Annotated in this window: 15 protein-coding genes; 6 read left to right on the plus strand and 9 right to left on the minus strand. The window is 55.7% G+C overall.

The genetic code is table 11. The features are described from left to right. Nucleotides 1-117: 117 nt before the first annotated feature. On the minus strand, nt 118-963 hold the full coding sequence (locus tag AC2FD9_RS22895) for a DMT family transporter (protein WP_496838913.1): 846 nt from the start codon (nt 961-963) through the stop codon (nt 118-120). Nucleotides 964-1,092: 129 nt separating this feature from the next. Between AC2FD9_RS22895 and AC2FD9_RS22900 the strand changes: the two genes are divergently transcribed. Continuing rightward, the gene (locus AC2FD9_RS22900; RefSeq protein ID WP_108861024.1) at nt 1,093-1,512 is read left to right on the plus strand and encodes a group II truncated hemoglobin; all 420 of its coding nucleotides are present in this window, start codon (nt 1,093-1,095) and stop codon (nt 1,510-1,512) included. Nucleotides 1,513-1,909: 397 nt separating this feature from the next. Here AC2FD9_RS22900 and glnT read toward each other — a convergent pair whose 3' ends face one another. From glnT to AC2FD9_RS22930, 6 genes are all read right to left on the minus strand, one after another. Further along, entirely contained in the window at nt 1,910-3,238 is a 1,329-nt protein-coding gene (gene glnT, locus AC2FD9_RS22905) for a type III glutamate--ammonia ligase (protein ID WP_496838914.1), read from the minus strand. A gap of 80 nt (nt 3,239-3,318) precedes the next feature. Continuing rightward, nucleotides 3,319-4,647, minus strand: a complete 1,329-nt coding sequence (locus AC2FD9_RS22910) for an FMN-binding glutamate synthase family protein (RefSeq protein ID WP_108861050.1) — start codon at nt 4,645-4,647, stop codon at nt 3,319-3,321. Nucleotides 4,648-4,667: 20 nt separating this feature from the next. Continuing rightward, nucleotides 4,668-5,351 (minus strand): protein GlxC, encoded by a 684-nt coding sequence (locus AC2FD9_RS22915; RefSeq protein WP_472724879.1) that lies wholly within the window; start codon nt 5,349-5,351, stop codon nt 4,668-4,670. Nucleotide 5,352: 1 nt separating this feature from the next. Further along, nucleotides 5,353-6,282: a class II glutamine amidotransferase gene (locus AC2FD9_RS22920; protein ID WP_496838915.1), complete on the minus strand. Its 930-nt coding sequence runs from the start codon at nt 6,280-6,282 to the stop codon at nt 5,353-5,355. A 147-nt stretch (nt 6,283-6,429) separates the two neighbouring features. Next, nucleotides 6,430-6,645 (minus strand): hypothetical protein, encoded by a 216-nt coding sequence (locus AC2FD9_RS22925; protein ID WP_108861028.1) that lies wholly within the window; start codon nt 6,643-6,645, stop codon nt 6,430-6,432. Between the two features lie 11 nt (nt 6,646-6,656). Next, complete coding sequence (locus tag AC2FD9_RS22930) at nt 6,657-8,033, minus strand: ammonium transporter (RefSeq protein WP_109310838.1); 1,377 nt, start codon at nt 8,031-8,033, stop codon at nt 6,657-6,659. Nucleotides 8,034-8,373: 340 nt separating this feature from the next. Here AC2FD9_RS22930 and AC2FD9_RS22935 point away from each other — a divergent pair, with 340 nt between their 5' ends. Genes AC2FD9_RS22935 through AC2FD9_RS22955 form a run of 5 tightly spaced genes read left to right on the plus strand, consistent with a single transcriptional unit; the run spans nt 8,374 to nt 12,733 of the window. Next, nucleotides 8,374-9,519 carry an aminomethyl transferase family protein gene (locus AC2FD9_RS22935; RefSeq protein ID WP_496838916.1) on the plus strand — a complete coding sequence of 382 codons (1,146 nt, stop codon included), beginning with the start codon at nt 8,374-8,376 and terminating at the stop codon, nt 9,517-9,519. Nucleotides 9,520-9,574: 55 nt separating this feature from the next. Beyond that, the gene (locus AC2FD9_RS22940; RefSeq protein WP_496736181.1) at nt 9,575-10,171 is read left to right on the plus strand and encodes a dimethylamine monooxygenase subunit DmmA family protein; all 597 of its coding nucleotides are present in this window, start codon (nt 9,575-9,577) and stop codon (nt 10,169-10,171) included. Then, nucleotides 10,168-11,130, plus strand: coding sequence for a PDR/VanB family oxidoreductase (locus tag AC2FD9_RS22945; protein WP_496838917.1), 963 nt, complete (start codon nt 10,168-10,170; stop codon nt 11,128-11,130). Before AC2FD9_RS22940 ends, AC2FD9_RS22945 begins: the two co-directional genes overlap by 4 nt. 13 nt (nt 11,131-11,143) lie before the next feature. Beyond that, nucleotides 11,144-12,211, plus strand: a complete 1,068-nt coding sequence (locus AC2FD9_RS22950) for a heme-dependent oxidative N-demethylase family protein (RefSeq protein ID WP_496838918.1) — start codon at nt 11,144-11,146, stop codon at nt 12,209-12,211. Nucleotides 12,212-12,235: 24 nt separating this feature from the next. After that, on the plus strand, nt 12,236-12,733 hold the full coding sequence (locus AC2FD9_RS22955) for a GNAT family N-acetyltransferase (RefSeq protein WP_496741940.1): 498 nt from the start codon (nt 12,236-12,238) through the stop codon (nt 12,731-12,733). Here the strand turns inward: AC2FD9_RS22955 and AC2FD9_RS22960 are convergent. Next, nucleotides 12,711-13,340: a helix-turn-helix domain-containing protein gene (locus tag AC2FD9_RS22960; protein ID WP_058272918.1), complete on the minus strand. Its 630-nt coding sequence runs from the start codon at nt 13,338-13,340 to the stop codon at nt 12,711-12,713. The two genes, AC2FD9_RS22955 and AC2FD9_RS22960, sit on opposite strands and share 23 nt — an antisense overlap. A gap of 339 nt (nt 13,341-13,679) precedes the next feature. Beyond that, nucleotides 13,680-14,957, minus strand: a complete 1,278-nt coding sequence (locus AC2FD9_RS22965) for a glycerate kinase type-2 family protein (protein ID WP_496838919.1) — start codon at nt 14,955-14,957, stop codon at nt 13,680-13,682. Between the last annotated feature and the right edge of the window lie 104 nt (nt 14,958-15,061).

Raw genomic sequence — 15,061 nt, forward strand, 5'->3', positions numbered from 1 at the left:
AAACAAACTGCCAGAACCAGAAGGCCTCACAGCCTGACCTGTTTCTCTGGGGCGCAAAAAATGCGCCCCAGAGAAACGGGAACTACCTAGTTTTAAAGAACTTTCGGAATGGTCGCCTCAGAGCGCCAGATAGCCTATTCCCGCAAACGCAACCAAACATCCAAGCCATTGGCGTGGCACCATCTTTTCACGCAAGACTGCCCAAGCCAACACAACGGTCAGCAGCCCAAAGACGGACGCTGTCACCGAGGCAAATTGCGCATTCGGCAACCCGCCCGCCGCGATCACGCAAAGGATGGCAACAGCATCCAGAACACCCATGACACAGAGAAGAGGCAGAGCCCGCCGCCCGGGCCAGATTGATCTGCGGGATGCCAGGGCGATCATGCCTAGGGCAAAAACTGCCGTCAGCCGAATAACCAGGGAGATTGAGTATTCGTCATTATGTTCGGTTGCATATTGTCCTAGCGCAAAGGTGGCGGCGAACCCGATAGCTGCAAGTATCGATAGCACCACCGTCGGGCCAGCTGCTGGGTATTCAGTTGCGTCGCGTTCAGATTGGGCAGCCACAACAGAAACGCCAACACCAATCGCGATGACGGCAAGCCAGTGTAACGGGCTGACCGTTGCGCCGCGCCAAATGGCCAGTGAGACGGATAACACCGGATAGCTTGCAACAATCGGAGCAACCAGCCGGACCGGGCCGCGTTGAAAAGCGGCGTACATGCAGACGCCCGCCAGCAGATAACACCCCCCTGCAGCAACAGCGCTGATCAATGCCGTGCCAGGAATTGGGTCGACTTCACCCATCATCACAACCAAACCAAGTTGCAGCACTGCGCCCGAAACCAGCACAGCCATGAGCGAAGCAATCACGCTGACAGACTGGCTGACATAGCGCACTGCCAGATCGTGTACCCCCCAGCAAAGTGCCGCCAAAAGGCCAAGCACCAGAGCGTTCAATCCGTCATCTCCCTTACTGGTTTAACCTAGTTCCGCTTCTGAGCATGAGTATGTCAGAATGTCACTGTTGATAAACTTATTTTCCTGTTATGCAATATTTCAGGTGCCAGAGATACAGAAAGGCAGCACATGGAATCTGCGATAGAGCAACTTGGTGGTGAGACCCAACTGCGCGCTCTGGTTGAGCGTTTCTATGACCGGATGGAAACGGATCCGGCAGCGCATTCGTTGCACAGGCTGCATTTTCGGGGACATGGGCTAAACCACACCAGACAAGCTCAATTTGAATTTCTCAGCGGGTTTCTCGGCGGACGTGCCTATTATCGTGAACGTTTCGGCCACATGGATCTGCGCGAAATCCATGCGCATATTCCCATCCGGAAGGCCGACGCAGAGCTTTGGCTGGATACTTTCGATGCCGCATTGGCGGATTGCGAATTGACCGGTCCGGTTGTGGAAAAGATGCGCGCTACGCTTCGCCGGGCAGCGCTTATGCTGGTCAATGACGTTCCAGATTGGCGGTTGGAAGCAGATGCTGGGTATACGTAAAGACGCTTTACAGAAATCACGTTACGTGTTCCGCGGTTCCGATCAAAGCTGATGCCTATGACTATTGCCAAAATACGTTCGATTGAAATCATGCACCCATGTGCTGATGGCTTGCTTTTCGAACGTTAGCCAAGGATTGGTATTGACCTCCGAAACATCCATCGGGTGCCCATCACTAGCAAAACGTCAAAATCGCCCAGTTGCGGAATAGATTGCCCTTTGTAGAAGTGTACGATCTGCGTGTCGTCTTGATGCTTGGCGATGTGGTCATTAACTGCGCCGAGACTCGCCTTGCGTATGCTGAAACTTGAGAACGTTCCTGGCGAGCCACTTGGGGCCTCAAGTAACGGGGCCGCAGCTTTTTCCGCGGCCCAGAGATGTAACCTTGCAACCCGGCTTAGATGTCCAAAGTGTTGTCTTTTTCCCAGCGTGAGAAGTGAGAGACGAAAGAGTTCCATTCCTGATGTTTCATTTTCAGAAACGCGGATGAGAACTCGGCACCCATCATCGCTTTCAGGTCTTTGTCCTTGTCGTACTCACGCAGGGCATCAAGCATGTTCAAAGGCAGTTTCGGCGCACCGCGCACCTTGTGGCCTTCGGCATACATATCGATGTCCCAACGTTTGCCCGGATCTGCTTTGGACCGGACACCGGACAGGCCAGCGGCGATGATCACGGCTTGCAGCAGATAGGGGTTGGTCGCCCCATCGGGCAGACGCAGCTCAAACCGGCCGGGGCCGGGAACGCGAACCATGTGCGTCCGGTTGTTGCCTGTCCAGGTCACTGTATTGGGCGCCCATGTTGCGCCCGACATTGTCCGCGGCGCGTTGATACGTTTGTAACTGTTCACTGTAGGATTGGTAATTGCCGCCAGCGCGGAGGCGTGTTTCATGATGCCGCCAAGGAAGTGTTTTCCGCGTTCGCCCAGCCCGACTTCGCCGGTAGGGTCGTCGCCTTCGCCTGCAAACACGTTGGTTTTGGCGGCGTCACCCGGCGCATCCCAGACCGAGATATGGGCATGACAGCCATTTCCGGTCAGACCTTCGACCGGTTTCGGCATGAAGGTCGCCCGAAGCCCGTGCTTTTCGGCCACGGATTTGGTCATGAACTTGAAGAAAGAGTGCTTGTCTGCGGTACGCAGCGCATCATCAAATTCCCAGTTCATTTCGAACTGGCCATTGGCGTCCTCATGGTCATTCTGGTAGGGACCCCAGCCCAATTCCAGCATGTAATCACAGATCTCTCGCACCACATCATAGCGACGCATAACCGCCTGCTGGTCGTAACAGGGCTTTTCGGCAGTATCGAACGGATCGCTGATTTGTTCGCCATCCGGGGTCAGCAGAAAGAACTCGGCCTCAATACCGGTTTTGACGTGCATGCCTTCGCTTGCAGCTTCGTCAATCAACCGGCGCAAAACGTTGCGCGGGGCCTGCGCGACATCCTTGTCTTCCATCACGCAATTCCCGGCGACCCAGGCCACTTCGGGCTTCCACGGCAGTTGAATGACCGAGGACGGATCCGGCACCGCCAGCATGTCCGGATGCGCCGGTGTCATGTCGAGCCATGTGGCGAACCCGGCAAAGCCTGCGCCATCTTCCTGCATGTCAGCAATCGCCTGTGCAGGCACTAGTTTGGCCCGCTGTCCACCGAACAGATCGGTGAACGAGATCATGAAGTATTTGACGCCTTTTTCTTTTGCGAAAGCTGCGAGATCTATCGTCACGATTGCTTTCCTTTCCCTGTTGAATTTTAGTTTTTCAAAGCAAAAACGCGGCCCCCATCAAGGAGCCGCGCAGCATCTATTCAGAACCCTTCCTTACCGGGGTACCAACTGGTTCCCGCCAGCGGCACCCGCGCCATTGCGGCGGCCTCCATTGTCAGGGCACACAAGTCCTCGGGCTCGAGGTTGTGCAGGTGATTGTGCCCACAGGCGCGCGCAATGGTCTGGGCCTCAAGCGTCATAACTTTCAGGTAGTTACGCAGCCTTCGGCCCGCATCGACCGGGTCCAGACGTGCGGCCAGTTCGGGATCCTGCGTGGTAATACCAGCCGGGTCCTGTCCTTCGTGCCAGTCATCATAGGCACCGGTTGTCGTGCCCAGCTTCTGGTACTCGGATTCCCACTTGGGATCGTTGTCCCCGAGGGCAACCAGAGCGGCGGTGCCGATAGCAACCGCATCTGCACCCAGCGCCAAAGCCTTAGCCACATCGGCCCCGGTGCGGATACCGCCCGAGATAACCAGCTGCACCTCACGATGCACACCCAGATCCTGCAGCGCTTGCACGGCGGGGCGGATACAGGACAGCGTCGGCAGACCGACATGTTCGATGAATACGTCTTGCGTGGCGGCGGTTCCGCCCTGCATCCCATCCATGACGACAACGTCGGCGCCAGCTTTCACGGCCAAAGCAGTGTCGTAGTAGGGGCGTGTTGCGCCAACTTTGACATAGATCGGCACTTGCCAGTCAGTGATCTCGCGCAGTTCGAGGATCTTGATCTCAAGATCGTCCGGGCCGGTCCAGTCGGGATGGCGACAGGCCGAGCGCTGGTCGATACCCTTGGGCAGGGTTCTCATCTCGGCCACGCGGTCGCTGATCTTCTGACCCAGCAGCATACCGCCGCCGCCGGGTTTAGCGCCTTGGCCAACCACAATCTCAATTGCATCAGCCTTGCGCAGATCGTTCGGGTTCATGCCGTAACGCGAAGGCAGGTATTGATACACCAGCTTGGTCGAATGGCCGCGTTCCTCTGGTGTCATGCCACCGTCACCGGTGGTGGTTGACGTGCCCGCTGCGGATGCGCCGCGGCCCAGAGCTTCTTTCGCCGGACCGGACAATGCGCCAAAGCTCATACCCGCAATGGTGATCGGGATATCCAGCTCGATCGGCTTTTTGGCAAAGCGGGTGCCCAACGTTACTGAGGTATCGCAACGTTCGCGATAACCCTCCAACGGATAGCGGGATACCGACGCACCCAGAAACAGCAGATCGTCGAAATGGGGTACTTTCCGTTTGGCCCCCCCACCTCGAATGTCATAGATGCCGGTCGCAGCGGCGCGACGGATCTCGGCATTGATCGGGTTGGAAAATGTCGCCGACTGGATCGGCAGGGTGCGGGGGATCTGATCGTCCATATCTTTCATACCCTTCTTCCTCAGTAAGCGGCGGCGTTATCAACGTCGAAATTATAAAGCTGACGGGCCGAACCATAGCGTTTGAACTCTTCCGGATTGGCGTCGCTGCCCGCGCGGGCCAGAAGATCCCTCAGGATATCCAGATGCTCGGGACGCATGTCTTTCTCGATGCAATCGGCGCCGAGGCTCTTGACCGAACCACGCACGAACAGCCGGGCTTCGTAGAGTGAATCCCCCAGCGCATCTCCTGCGTCCCCGCAGACAACCAGATTGCCATCCTGTGCCATGAAGGCGGACATATGGCCGATGTTGCCATGCACGACGATATCGATCCCTTTCATTGAGATGCCGCAGCGCGAGCTGGCATTACCTTTGATCACCAGCAATCCGCCATGGCCGGTCGCTCCAGCGTATTGGCTGGCGTCACCATCGACGATGACCTGACCGGACATCATGTTTTCGGCAACGCCCGGACCAACAGAGCCTTCTACCTTTATGGTCGCCTGTTGGTTCATCCCGGCACAATAATACCCGGTCGAACCTTTGACCGTCACCTCAATCGGCGCGTCCAGACCGACGGCGATTGCGTGGCTGCCTTTAGGGTTCACAATTTCCCAACGGGTTTGATTGGTCTCGGCGTTTTGTGCCTGCAGGGATGAGTTCAATCCGCGCAGCCCGTCTGCCTCTAGATCATAGGTCTGCATATCAGGCGGCCTTTTCGTGAGTTGTGGGGCTGTCGTTGTGCGACCAGAAATATACGGTGGAGGGTTCAGGCTCCCAAACCCGGGCGTCTTCAATACCCGGCAGGTTCACCAAAGCACGGTATTCGCTGCCAAAGGCCACATATTGGTCTGTTTCGGCCATCACCGCAGGCTTACAGGCAATTGGGTCTCGTACGACGCCAAACCCGTCTTTGGTGCCAACAACAAAGGTAAAAAAGCCGTCCAGATCATCGATGCTGGTTTCCAGAGCTTCACCCAGTGTTGCGCCGTTCATCATTTTCCAGGTTAGATATGCTGCACCCACTTCGGTGTCGTTCTCGGTCTGGATAACCACACCTTCGCGGCGCAGTTTGCGGCGCAACGAGTTGTGGTTGGACAGCGATCCATTGTGGACCAGACACTGATCGGGGCCGGTGTTGAACGGATGTGCGCCCATTGTAGTCACGGCGGATTCGGTCGCCATACGCGTATGCCCAATGCCATGGGTGCCGCTCATTCCGTTGAGGTTAAATCGGTCTGCAACATCTTTAGGCAGGCCAACTTCCTTGTAGATTTCGAGACTTTCGCCGCGGCTCATGATCCGAACCGACGGGCGGACTACGGCCAGCGCAGCGCGTGCGGCTTCGAACTGACCGGCGGGAATTTCAAGAACGGTGTGTGTGTCGTTGTTTGTCTGACCAACCGTTGCGCCCAGCTTTTCACCCAGCTCATCAGCCAGGCCGACAAAGTCAGCATCGGGGTTGGGCGACTGGACTGTAATCTTGGTTTTGCCTGCCGACTCTGCGCCATAGATCGCGATACCGGCACTATCGGGGCCGCGGTCTGTCATCGTAATCAGCATGTCCGTCAGCATGTTACCCAGTTGGGGCGCAAGAGACTGGTCTTTGAGGAATAATCCAACAATTCCGCACATGGCTGGCAGATCTCCTTGTGTGTTTCACTATGATTCGACGGTATCAACAAAACTGGGGGACATCAATAATAGTAGGAAAGTTTTTTTCCTAAGAGGCAATGGGCGCGATCTCTTATTTCACGCCCATTGCCAGCTCTTAAAGCTGGATCAGTATCGTTCCAACTGTGCCTTCACCTTCTCTTCGTCGCCGGTGTGGCGGGCCTTCTCAAGGTGTTCACCTTCCCGGACGAACTGGATGCGATGCCAGCCAATCCAGAAGACCACACCAATGATGACCATCAGAACTTCGTAACCTTGGAAGGGGTAGATCGGACCGACCTCGGCAAGATCGACAGCCCAGCTTGTGTATCCATTCGTAGACATGTCTTTCTCCTTTACTTCGCTGCCGCGCCAGCACGGGCAGCCAATTCCTGTTTGTCAGCTTCAATGATCGCTGCCTTGGCATCTTCGTAGGCGTGGTGCTCGGCGTAATCGAGGCCCTGCAGTTCGACCTCTTCCGGGATGCGAAGCACACCTGCGGCCGCCTGCATCTTGGCCAGAGCCCATCCGGGTAGGAAGCCAAGAACAAAGAACATGATGACCGCACCGGTGATTTGACCGATCGGGTTGATTGTTGCGTATCCTTCGTACGGCGAAGATGGCACGCCCCAGAGGACAAAGCCTGAAATCACCAGGCCAACAACCCCGGCATAACCGTGCACAGCAACGGCGCCCACCGCATCATCCAGCTTGAACCGGCGTTCAACCCAGTAGTGCAGCTTGTACACGATCACGACGCCGATCGCGGCAATGATCATTGCCTGAATCGGATGATACAAATCGTTTCCGGCCGAGGCAGTGATAATTCCGGCAAGCCCGCCTGAGAAGGTCCAGAACGCATCACCTTTCGAGATCACATAAGCCGCCATCAGACCGCCGGACAGCGACATCAGGAAGTTGAAGGTGATCGCCGACAGGGTCGTCGGAGCCAGATAGATATTGGTAGCTGTCCAGGTTACGCCAGTGATCTGCCCATCGATCCCTTCAGGTGAAATCACAGGCACGTTGCACGCGGCATAGAAGCCCCAGAAGCCAGTGTAGATCAGGAAGATGCCGATCGTCAGCAGCCACGGATTGTGCGGAGGAATGTCCCGTGGTGTCCCGTCCTTGGCGAACTTGCCTAGGCGCGGGCCAAGAACCATGATTACACCCAATGCGTAACCACCTGCAATTGCGTGAATTACACCGGAAGCGTATGCATCATGGTAGCCGAGAATTCGAACCATCCAGCCACCGTAGTGCCAGCCCCATGCAGCGTCGATGATCCACCAGACCGATCCGATCATGACCGCATGTACCCAGAGCGCCGAAGACCTGATCCGTTCGATCACGGAACCCGAAACGATCGAGGCTGCCGTCCAGGAGAACAGCAGGAATGCTGCCCAGAAAACGCCGGTGATTCTGTCACTAACATTGGTTGCCATCGTGTCGGCCCAAGGCAGATTCGCTGCGCCCGCTTCTGCGTCCAGACCGCCCCAGAACGGAAAGTTCGGAAAAGCCCAATAGATCCACCATCCAAAGAAGAAGAACGTGACCGTCACCAGTGGGATGATCATGATGTTTTTCATCAATGTGTGCATATGGTTACGGGCACGGCTGGCGCCGACTTCGTACATGCAAAAACCCACATGGATGAGGAACATGAAAACGACCGTTACCCAGTAGTAGAACTCGGTAAAGATCGTCGTGAGAGCATTTAGATTGCCATCCACTTCGTAGTCTCCCTGTTGTTGCAGCAGGAGGTCTCTCTGCGGAGTTTTCCTGCTGGGAAATTTTATCTACTCAGGGGACAATCTCGTGGGGCACCTGTCAATAGATATGTGGGGCAAACATCTTTAACGGTGGCGTCGCATACTCAATTTGAAGGGTCGATTACTGCCTATTAGCCATGAAAATAGGGGGTTTTCTTCAACTCTAAACCCCCGTCTAAGGGTTCAGAATTTGAAGGCAAATATTCCCAACAGGAAAATAATCTGCACAGAGGTGTTGATTTTCAATCTGACATCGGCCTCAATATAGGCAACAAAAAGCAATCAACGGGAGAGCTGAACCATGGCCATTCTTTGGAGGACGTCCGCCCTTGCGCAGCGCCATGCCGAGATCGGCGGCGAGCTTGAGGACTGGAACGGCATGGGAACCGCATGGTTCTATGACCACAGCCCAGAACGCGCCAAAGCTGATTATGAGGCAATCCGCACCAAGGCGGGCCTCATGGATGTTTCCGGCCTGAAAAAGGTTCACGTGGTCGGCGAAGATGCCGCCTATGTCATTGATCGGGTCACTACGCGGAACGTGGAAAAGATCATGCCGGGTCGTTCGACCTATGCCTCGATCCTGAATGCCGAAGGTAAATTCGTTGACGATTGCATCATCTATCGCTTGTCGGTGAACACATGGCTTGTGGTGCACGGCACCGGCACGGGCATGGAGCAGCTGACGTCGGTGGCGGCGGGCAAGAACTGCGCGGTCATTTTTGACGACGACATGCACGACATGTCGCTGCAGGGACCGGTGGCCGTTGATTTCCTGGCCAAGCACATCCCCGGAATTCGGGATCTGGCCTATTTCGGCATCATGCAAACCAAACTCTATGGTTGCCCGGTGATGATTTCGCGGACCGGCTATACTGGTGAGCGCGGATACGAAATTTTCTGTCAGGCCAAGCACGCGGTACACCTGTGGGACAACATTTTGGCGGAAGGCAATGATATGGGGATCGTCCCGGTACAGTTCTCGACCCTCGATCTGCTGCGCACCGAAAGCTACTTGCTGTTTTATCCGGGCGACAATTCGGAAACCTACCCGTTCGACGGAGAAACCTGCGGTGATACGCTTTGGGAGCTGGGCCTGGAATTCACCGTTTCACCCGGAAAAACCGGCTTTATAGGCGCCGAGAACCACTATGCATCGCAAGGCAAAGAACGGTTCAAGATCTACGGCGTCAAGCTTGACGGCACGACCCCTGCGGATGAGGGTGCGGACCTGCTGCAAAACGGCGAAAAGGTCGGGGTTGTCACCTTTGGCATGTATTCCGAAATCAACGGGCACAACGTGGGTATCGCGCGAATGCCGGTCGCCTGTGCCTCACCCGGCACCAAGCTGACAGTGCGCAACGGTGATGGGACAGAAATAGCGGCGACTGCGGAAGAGATGCCGTTCTACGATCAGGACAAATCTATCCGAACCGCAAAGGGCTGAGTTTCAGGGGGCGCAACGGACACACCGTGGCGCCCTTTTCCTATTTGAGGGCACAATGTCAAAGTTCGAATTTCCCAAGTCAATCGCAAGCCGCCCGGTCTGGGGCACGCTAGAGGTCCGCCCGGGCGAACACCATCTCATGATCGCTGAGGCCGAAGGGGCCGAAGCCGTTCTTGACATCGCGACACCCGACCTGATGGCCAAAACCCATCTGATCTACATTCCCAAGGGAACGGATTACGTTGAGCGACTGCAGGCACTGAAGCCTGCGCAATTCTACGAAGGTCCATCCTATGAAGCCTCGTTGCAGCGCATTCGCCGCGTTTTGGAAGACGCGCATATGGGGTTGCAGGTCTACCTGACCGGCTCTGAAGGCATGATGGGTCAGGCCATGAACGAGGTGATGGCCGTAGGCCTGCCGCACACGGCAATTCAAACCGAACATCGCGGATCGGTTGCGCGCCGAATGCAATGTGTGCATTGCAAAGGCATCACCGAAGATGTTGAGGTTGACCCGTTTGTCTGTGCGCATTGCGGGCTGAACCTGTTCGTGCGCGATCACTACTCCCGCCGTCTTGCCGCCTATCAGGGTGTCCGCGTGGATGCCGAAGATCATGGTAACGTGCCCGAGCCGAAGGGGATTTACGAATGAGTGGCGCCGAGAAAATCCAGGCCAAAGTGACCGAAATCACCCCCTTGAACGAGTTGGTGACGCGGTTCCGGTTCGAACGTATCGACGGAGGCCAGTTGCCGACCTTTTCGGGCGGGGCCCATACGGTTGTCGAAATGCAGGATGGTGGCATCACGCGGCTCAACCCATATTCGCTGATGTCGGACCCGTTTGATCAGTCATCCTACACCATTTCGGTTCGACGCGATGATGAGGGCAGGGGTGGTTCGCTGTTCATGCACCGCCAGGTCAAGCTGGGCGACGAGATGACCATAAGTTATCCGGTCAACCTGTTCTCGCTCGATTTGCGCGCCCGCAAGCACCTGTTTCTGGCCGGTGGCATCGGGATCACCCCGTTTCTGGCGCAGATCAAACAACTTGAACTGCTGCACGGACATTGGGAGCTGCATTATGCCTGCCGTAATCACGCGCTGGCATCTTATGCGGACCAACTGACCGACCGGCATCCCAATGAAACACATCTGTATTACGACGACCAGAACCAGCAGATTGATCTGGAGAACCTGCTGAGCGGGCAACCTCTGGGCACGCATGTCTATGTCTGCGGCCCCAACGGCATGATCGACTGGGTGCGCAACACGGCCGCTGCTGAAGGCTGGCCCGAAGATTGCGTGCATTACGAAGAGTTTCTGGCCCCACAGCCCGGCAAGCCGTTCGAAGTGCGCCTGGCCGCGTCAGACAAAGTCGTTCATGTGGGCGAGAACGAAAGCCTGCTGGAAGCCATCGAACGAGAAGGTGTGGATGCGCCGTATCTGTGCCGCGGAGGGGCTTGCGGTCAGTGTGAAACCGTTGTGCTGGATCACGCTGGGAACTTTGTTCACCGCGATCACTGGCTGACCGACGAAGAAAAGGCATCGGGCAAGAAAATCATGCCCTGCGTATCGCGTTTCGAGGGCAAGTCCCTTGTGCTGGACCGCTGAGAGGAGGCCCACCATGACCATTCAATTTAACGACGAGTCCTTCCGCGACGACTATACGTTCCACAACTCGGACTGGGCGATCAAACGCTTTCCGTTCCCATTCCACGAAGACAGCTACATGTATTCGGTCAACATGGAACAGCATCGCGGCGGGCCAGAGGGATCAGTCTATGAGATGCGGTTCGACGTAGACGAGCACTACGTCTCAGAGATGAAAGACCGCGCAATGGTTCTGGATCAGGACCCGCTGCGCTGTCAGTCGTTGCCGCATATGACGTTGGCTGGCTGGGACTTGCTGGAACTGATCATGGTCAGCAAGTCCGAGGATTACCCGGACCTGTTCGAGTTGCATCGCAACGGCAATCAGTGGCGCTGGATCAACAAGCCATTGGGCATCGATCACAGCTTTACCTTCATGGATGAAACCACGCTGCCTTATGGGCCGATGGAATACATCACGCGACAAGCTCAGGGCGATTTCGCCGTGCTGGATCAGCGTGATGAGATGCTGTGGATGGACGCCGGCATGGTGACAACACAAGCCGATTGGAGCCTGGATTTCGACATCGGCATGAACTTTTTCGAATGGCACGCGCCGGTTCCGAAGGCCCATGAAATGGGTATTTTCCAGCGCGCGCTGAAGTTCTTGCTGAATATCCAGCAGGGCGCCCCTGCGCGGCGTCTCAACTGGACCATGACGGTGAACCCTTTGCTGGATACAAGCCCGGAAAACTATCACAAATGGGGGATCCAAAAGACCACGCTGACGCCCGAAAACATCGCCCACAAGCAGCATCTGCGGGTCGAGTTGCAGACGTTCTTCCGTCTGCCGCGCTCAAATGCGCTGGTGTTCCCGATCCGCTGCTATCTGTGCAGTTTTCAGGATCTGATGACTGTTCCCAAATGGGGGCGCCGTCTGCACCGGGTTATTCGGGACCTGCCTGAAGAGCTGGCATCTTATAAGGGGTTCATCGACAATCGCCCGATGATGCTGGACTATCTCAGCCAGTTCGACGACGGGTTACCCACATCGCCAGGGATTTGGCCGGACTTGGAAACGGAACCGCCTTTGTCGAAGTGAGCATTGTGAAGTGCCGTTGCTCAAATGACTGATCCGGACTTCACGCCTTGGCTAATTCCGAGCGATGACTTTGCATTATATGACGCGCTTGCGCTGCTTCGTGCGTCATTTCAATTCATGGATGCCCGGATCGACCCTCCGTCTTCTATCCATAGGCTGACGGTGGAAGGGATGCGGGAGCACTGTAAGGATGGTGGTGAAATCTGGGCCATCGGCCGACCGCTGTTCGCATGTATGTTTCTGACGCCCAAACCCGACAGCCTGTACTTAGGGAAGCTTGCAGTTCAGGAAGGATTGCGGGGGCAAGGTATCTGCCGCACGTTGGTGGATCATGCTGCAAGCCGTGCAACTGAGCTTGGTCTGCCTGCGCTGGAACTGGAAACGCGCGTGGAACTTACTGAAAACCATCGCGTTTTTTCAAGGCTTGGGTTCACGATCGTGAATACGGGCAGCCATGAAGGCTATGACAGACCCACGGATTTCCTGTTGCGCAAGCCGATCAGTTTGTCTGCGGATAGCTGATCACCGATATGTAGCGGGCCGGCAGATTAACCAACCGTTCCGGGCCATGGGGTGAATCCGCATCAAAGAACAGAGTGTCACCCGGTTTCAGTGGGTAAATCTGGTCCCCATGGCGGTAATCCACTTCACCTTCCAGCATGTAAATCGTCTCGATGCCACCATGTTGGAATGTTGGAAACACATCGGATTTAGCAGTCAGGGTGATCAGATAGGGTTCTACAATTACGCCTGATCCGTTGGCGCCAATATGCCCCAACAGGTTATATTGGTGGTTGGCGCGTGTTCCTTCACGCTCCAACTCGACACCTTCACCTGCTTTTGTATGAACCGCCTCCCGGCGTTCTTCGAACTGTCTAAAAAAACTTGTCAAAGGAACCGACAGTGCATCCGCCAGTGACTGCAAGGTCGTCAAGGAGGGTGACGTATTTCCATTTTCGATCTTTGACAGCATGCCGATCGACAAACCGGTTAGCTGGGCAAGCTCCGCGACAGTTATTTCCTGCTGCTTGCGAAAGGCGCGAACCTCGCGGCCGATGGCAACTTCAAGAACTTTTTCTCTGTTACCCGAACGAACGGAATGTGGGTCCTGAGTCAGATTTGCCGCCATTTCTTTATCGCGTTTTTTCAATTTCACTCTTTCAATGTCTTGCTACACTTGTCCAAACTGGTTCTGCAAGCAGGAGCAGCGGAAAACCCAATCCGGTCGGAGTATCATAGCATCAAAATTTTCCTGATAGTAAAATAATCATGCTGTCAGAAAAAGGCCAGGGATCAGAATTCCACTGTTTGTCGGCTTTCCGATAGCGAGCCTGGCATCTTTGTTCGAACCTCTGCGTGCCGCGACGTTCGCGCCGGGCAAGAGGCGTTTTATTGATCTCTTGAACCCGACATCTGCGGCTTTTGTCAGATCCAAACTCAGAACCGAGTGTAACGAATAGTCTTAGGGTTATGGTACCAGCAGCATAATCTGTATGTCCGCCACATTGGTTCCGGTCGCCCCGGTTTGCAGGAGATCACCTGCTAATGACAAAGCGGAATGACTGTCATTGTTGGACAGTAAAGCCACTGGATCCTTCCCGGCATTACGTATCCGACAGACAGTGCCAGCATCTACTATGGCTCCCGCCGCTGTGGTTGGTCCATCGCGGCCATCCGTGCCACCGCTGAGAAAAACCCAGTTGCCCGGTATTTTCTGTTCCTGAGTCATATAGGCGAGACGCAATGCCAATTCCTGATTTCGACCGCCCCACCCTGAGCCACGCAGCCGGACAGTTATCTCACCGCCAAACAGCAGGGCTTTCGGTCGATCCACGGTCACGGATCGGGTCGCATGCAAAATTTGTTCTGCGGCATCGTCCACATTGCAGGTCAACGCATCAGAGACGATCTCGGCGTCGAATGATCGAGACGCGCAACCATGTGCAGCCTGCAGGCTTATCCGATTAGATCCGATCAGGTGGTTGGTGGCTTGAGCACTAAGCCTTTGATCAGGAATACTGTGTTCCAGATACGTGCGGACTGCTTTGGGCAACTCATGCCATAGGCCGTTTTCGATGCAAGTTCTGCGTGCGTCTGCATGGCTGCCGATAGGGGAAACGGTCGGGCCACTGGCAACAGCCCGCAGGTCGTCTCCGATTACATCCGAAAGAATGTAAGCCGTGACCGGCGCTGCAGCCGAATGTTTCAGAAACCCGCCGCCCTTAAGTTGGCTGAGTTGCTGGCGTATCAGATTTATCTGAGTGATACCCAACCCCGAGGATAGAAGCACTTCGTTAACCCGTATCTTGTCCGATAGGGTCAGGCCGCTGACGGGGGCGGGGATAAGTGCTGATCCCCCGCCCGAGATTAGCGCAATGACCTGATCATGTTCACATGCTTCGCTGAGCAAAGACACAATCTGCCGCCCGGCTTTCAACCCACGCTCATCGGGGATGGGATGCCCGCTTGTTAAGACGGTCGCGCCGGATACATCCGTCTGATTTTCAGCATGTGTTACAGCCAAAGCTACATGCGGGCCTTCAACGTGTTGCAACGCCTCTGACAGCATTTTGGGCGCAGCCTTCCCGACCGCAATCAGGACGCTGCGCCCGCCACTTGCAGGTGTTGGCAGTGGAGCGACGCATAACTTGCGGCGCAGGGCAGTTGCTGGGTCCGCTGCAGACACTGCCTCGGCAAAGATAACCGAAGCAGTGGTGCGAAGCGTTGTTGTTGAATGGCCCGGCACTACAGGTTCACGCAGCTGCGATCTGATTAGCCTTTTCGACCAGTACTTCGGCCTGACGGATCGAGGCATAGTCGATCAGGCGACCATCCAGAGACACAGCGCCT

This window comes from Ruegeria sp. YTSC230, from assembly GCF_059609665.1.

What these genes read in the sequence shown, in the direction of transcription:
- AC2FD9_RS22920 (WP_496838915.1), bottom strand. Translation starts at nt 6,282, where the DNA reads ATGTGCGGAATTGTTGGATTATTCCTCAAAGACCAGTCTCTTGCGCCC.
- AC2FD9_RS22900 (WP_108861024.1), top strand. Translation starts at nt 1,093, where the DNA reads ATGGAATCTGCGATAGAGCAACTTGGTGGTGAGACCCAACTGCGCGCT.
- AC2FD9_RS22940 (WP_496736181.1), top strand. Translation starts at nt 9,575, where the DNA reads ATGTCAAAGTTCGAATTTCCCAAGTCAATCGCAAGCCGCCCGGTCTGG.
- AC2FD9_RS22950 (WP_496838918.1), top strand. Translation starts at nt 11,144, where the DNA reads ATGACCATTCAATTTAACGACGAGTCCTTCCGCGACGACTATACGTTC.
- AC2FD9_RS22915 (WP_472724879.1), bottom strand. Translation starts at nt 5,351, where the DNA reads ATGCAGACCTATGATCTAGAGGCAGACGGGCTGCGCGGATTGAACTCA.
- AC2FD9_RS22955 (WP_496741940.1), top strand. Translation starts at nt 12,236, where the DNA reads ATGACTGATCCGGACTTCACGCCTTGGCTAATTCCGAGCGATGACTTT.
- AC2FD9_RS22935 (WP_496838916.1), top strand. Translation starts at nt 8,374, where the DNA reads ATGGCCATTCTTTGGAGGACGTCCGCCCTTGCGCAGCGCCATGCCGAG.
- AC2FD9_RS22925 (WP_108861028.1), bottom strand. Translation starts at nt 6,645, where the DNA reads ATGTCTACGAATGGATACACAAGCTGGGCTGTCGATCTTGCCGAGGTC.
- AC2FD9_RS22960 (WP_058272918.1), bottom strand. Translation starts at nt 13,340, where the DNA reads ATGGCGGCAAATCTGACTCAGGACCCACATTCCGTTCGTTCGGGTAAC.
- AC2FD9_RS22945 (WP_496838917.1), top strand. Translation starts at nt 10,168, where the DNA reads ATGAGTGGCGCCGAGAAAATCCAGGCCAAAGTGACCGAAATCACCCCC.
- AC2FD9_RS22910 (WP_108861050.1), bottom strand. Translation starts at nt 4,647, where the DNA reads ATGGACGATCAGATCCCCCGCACCCTGCCGATCCAGTCGGCGACATTT.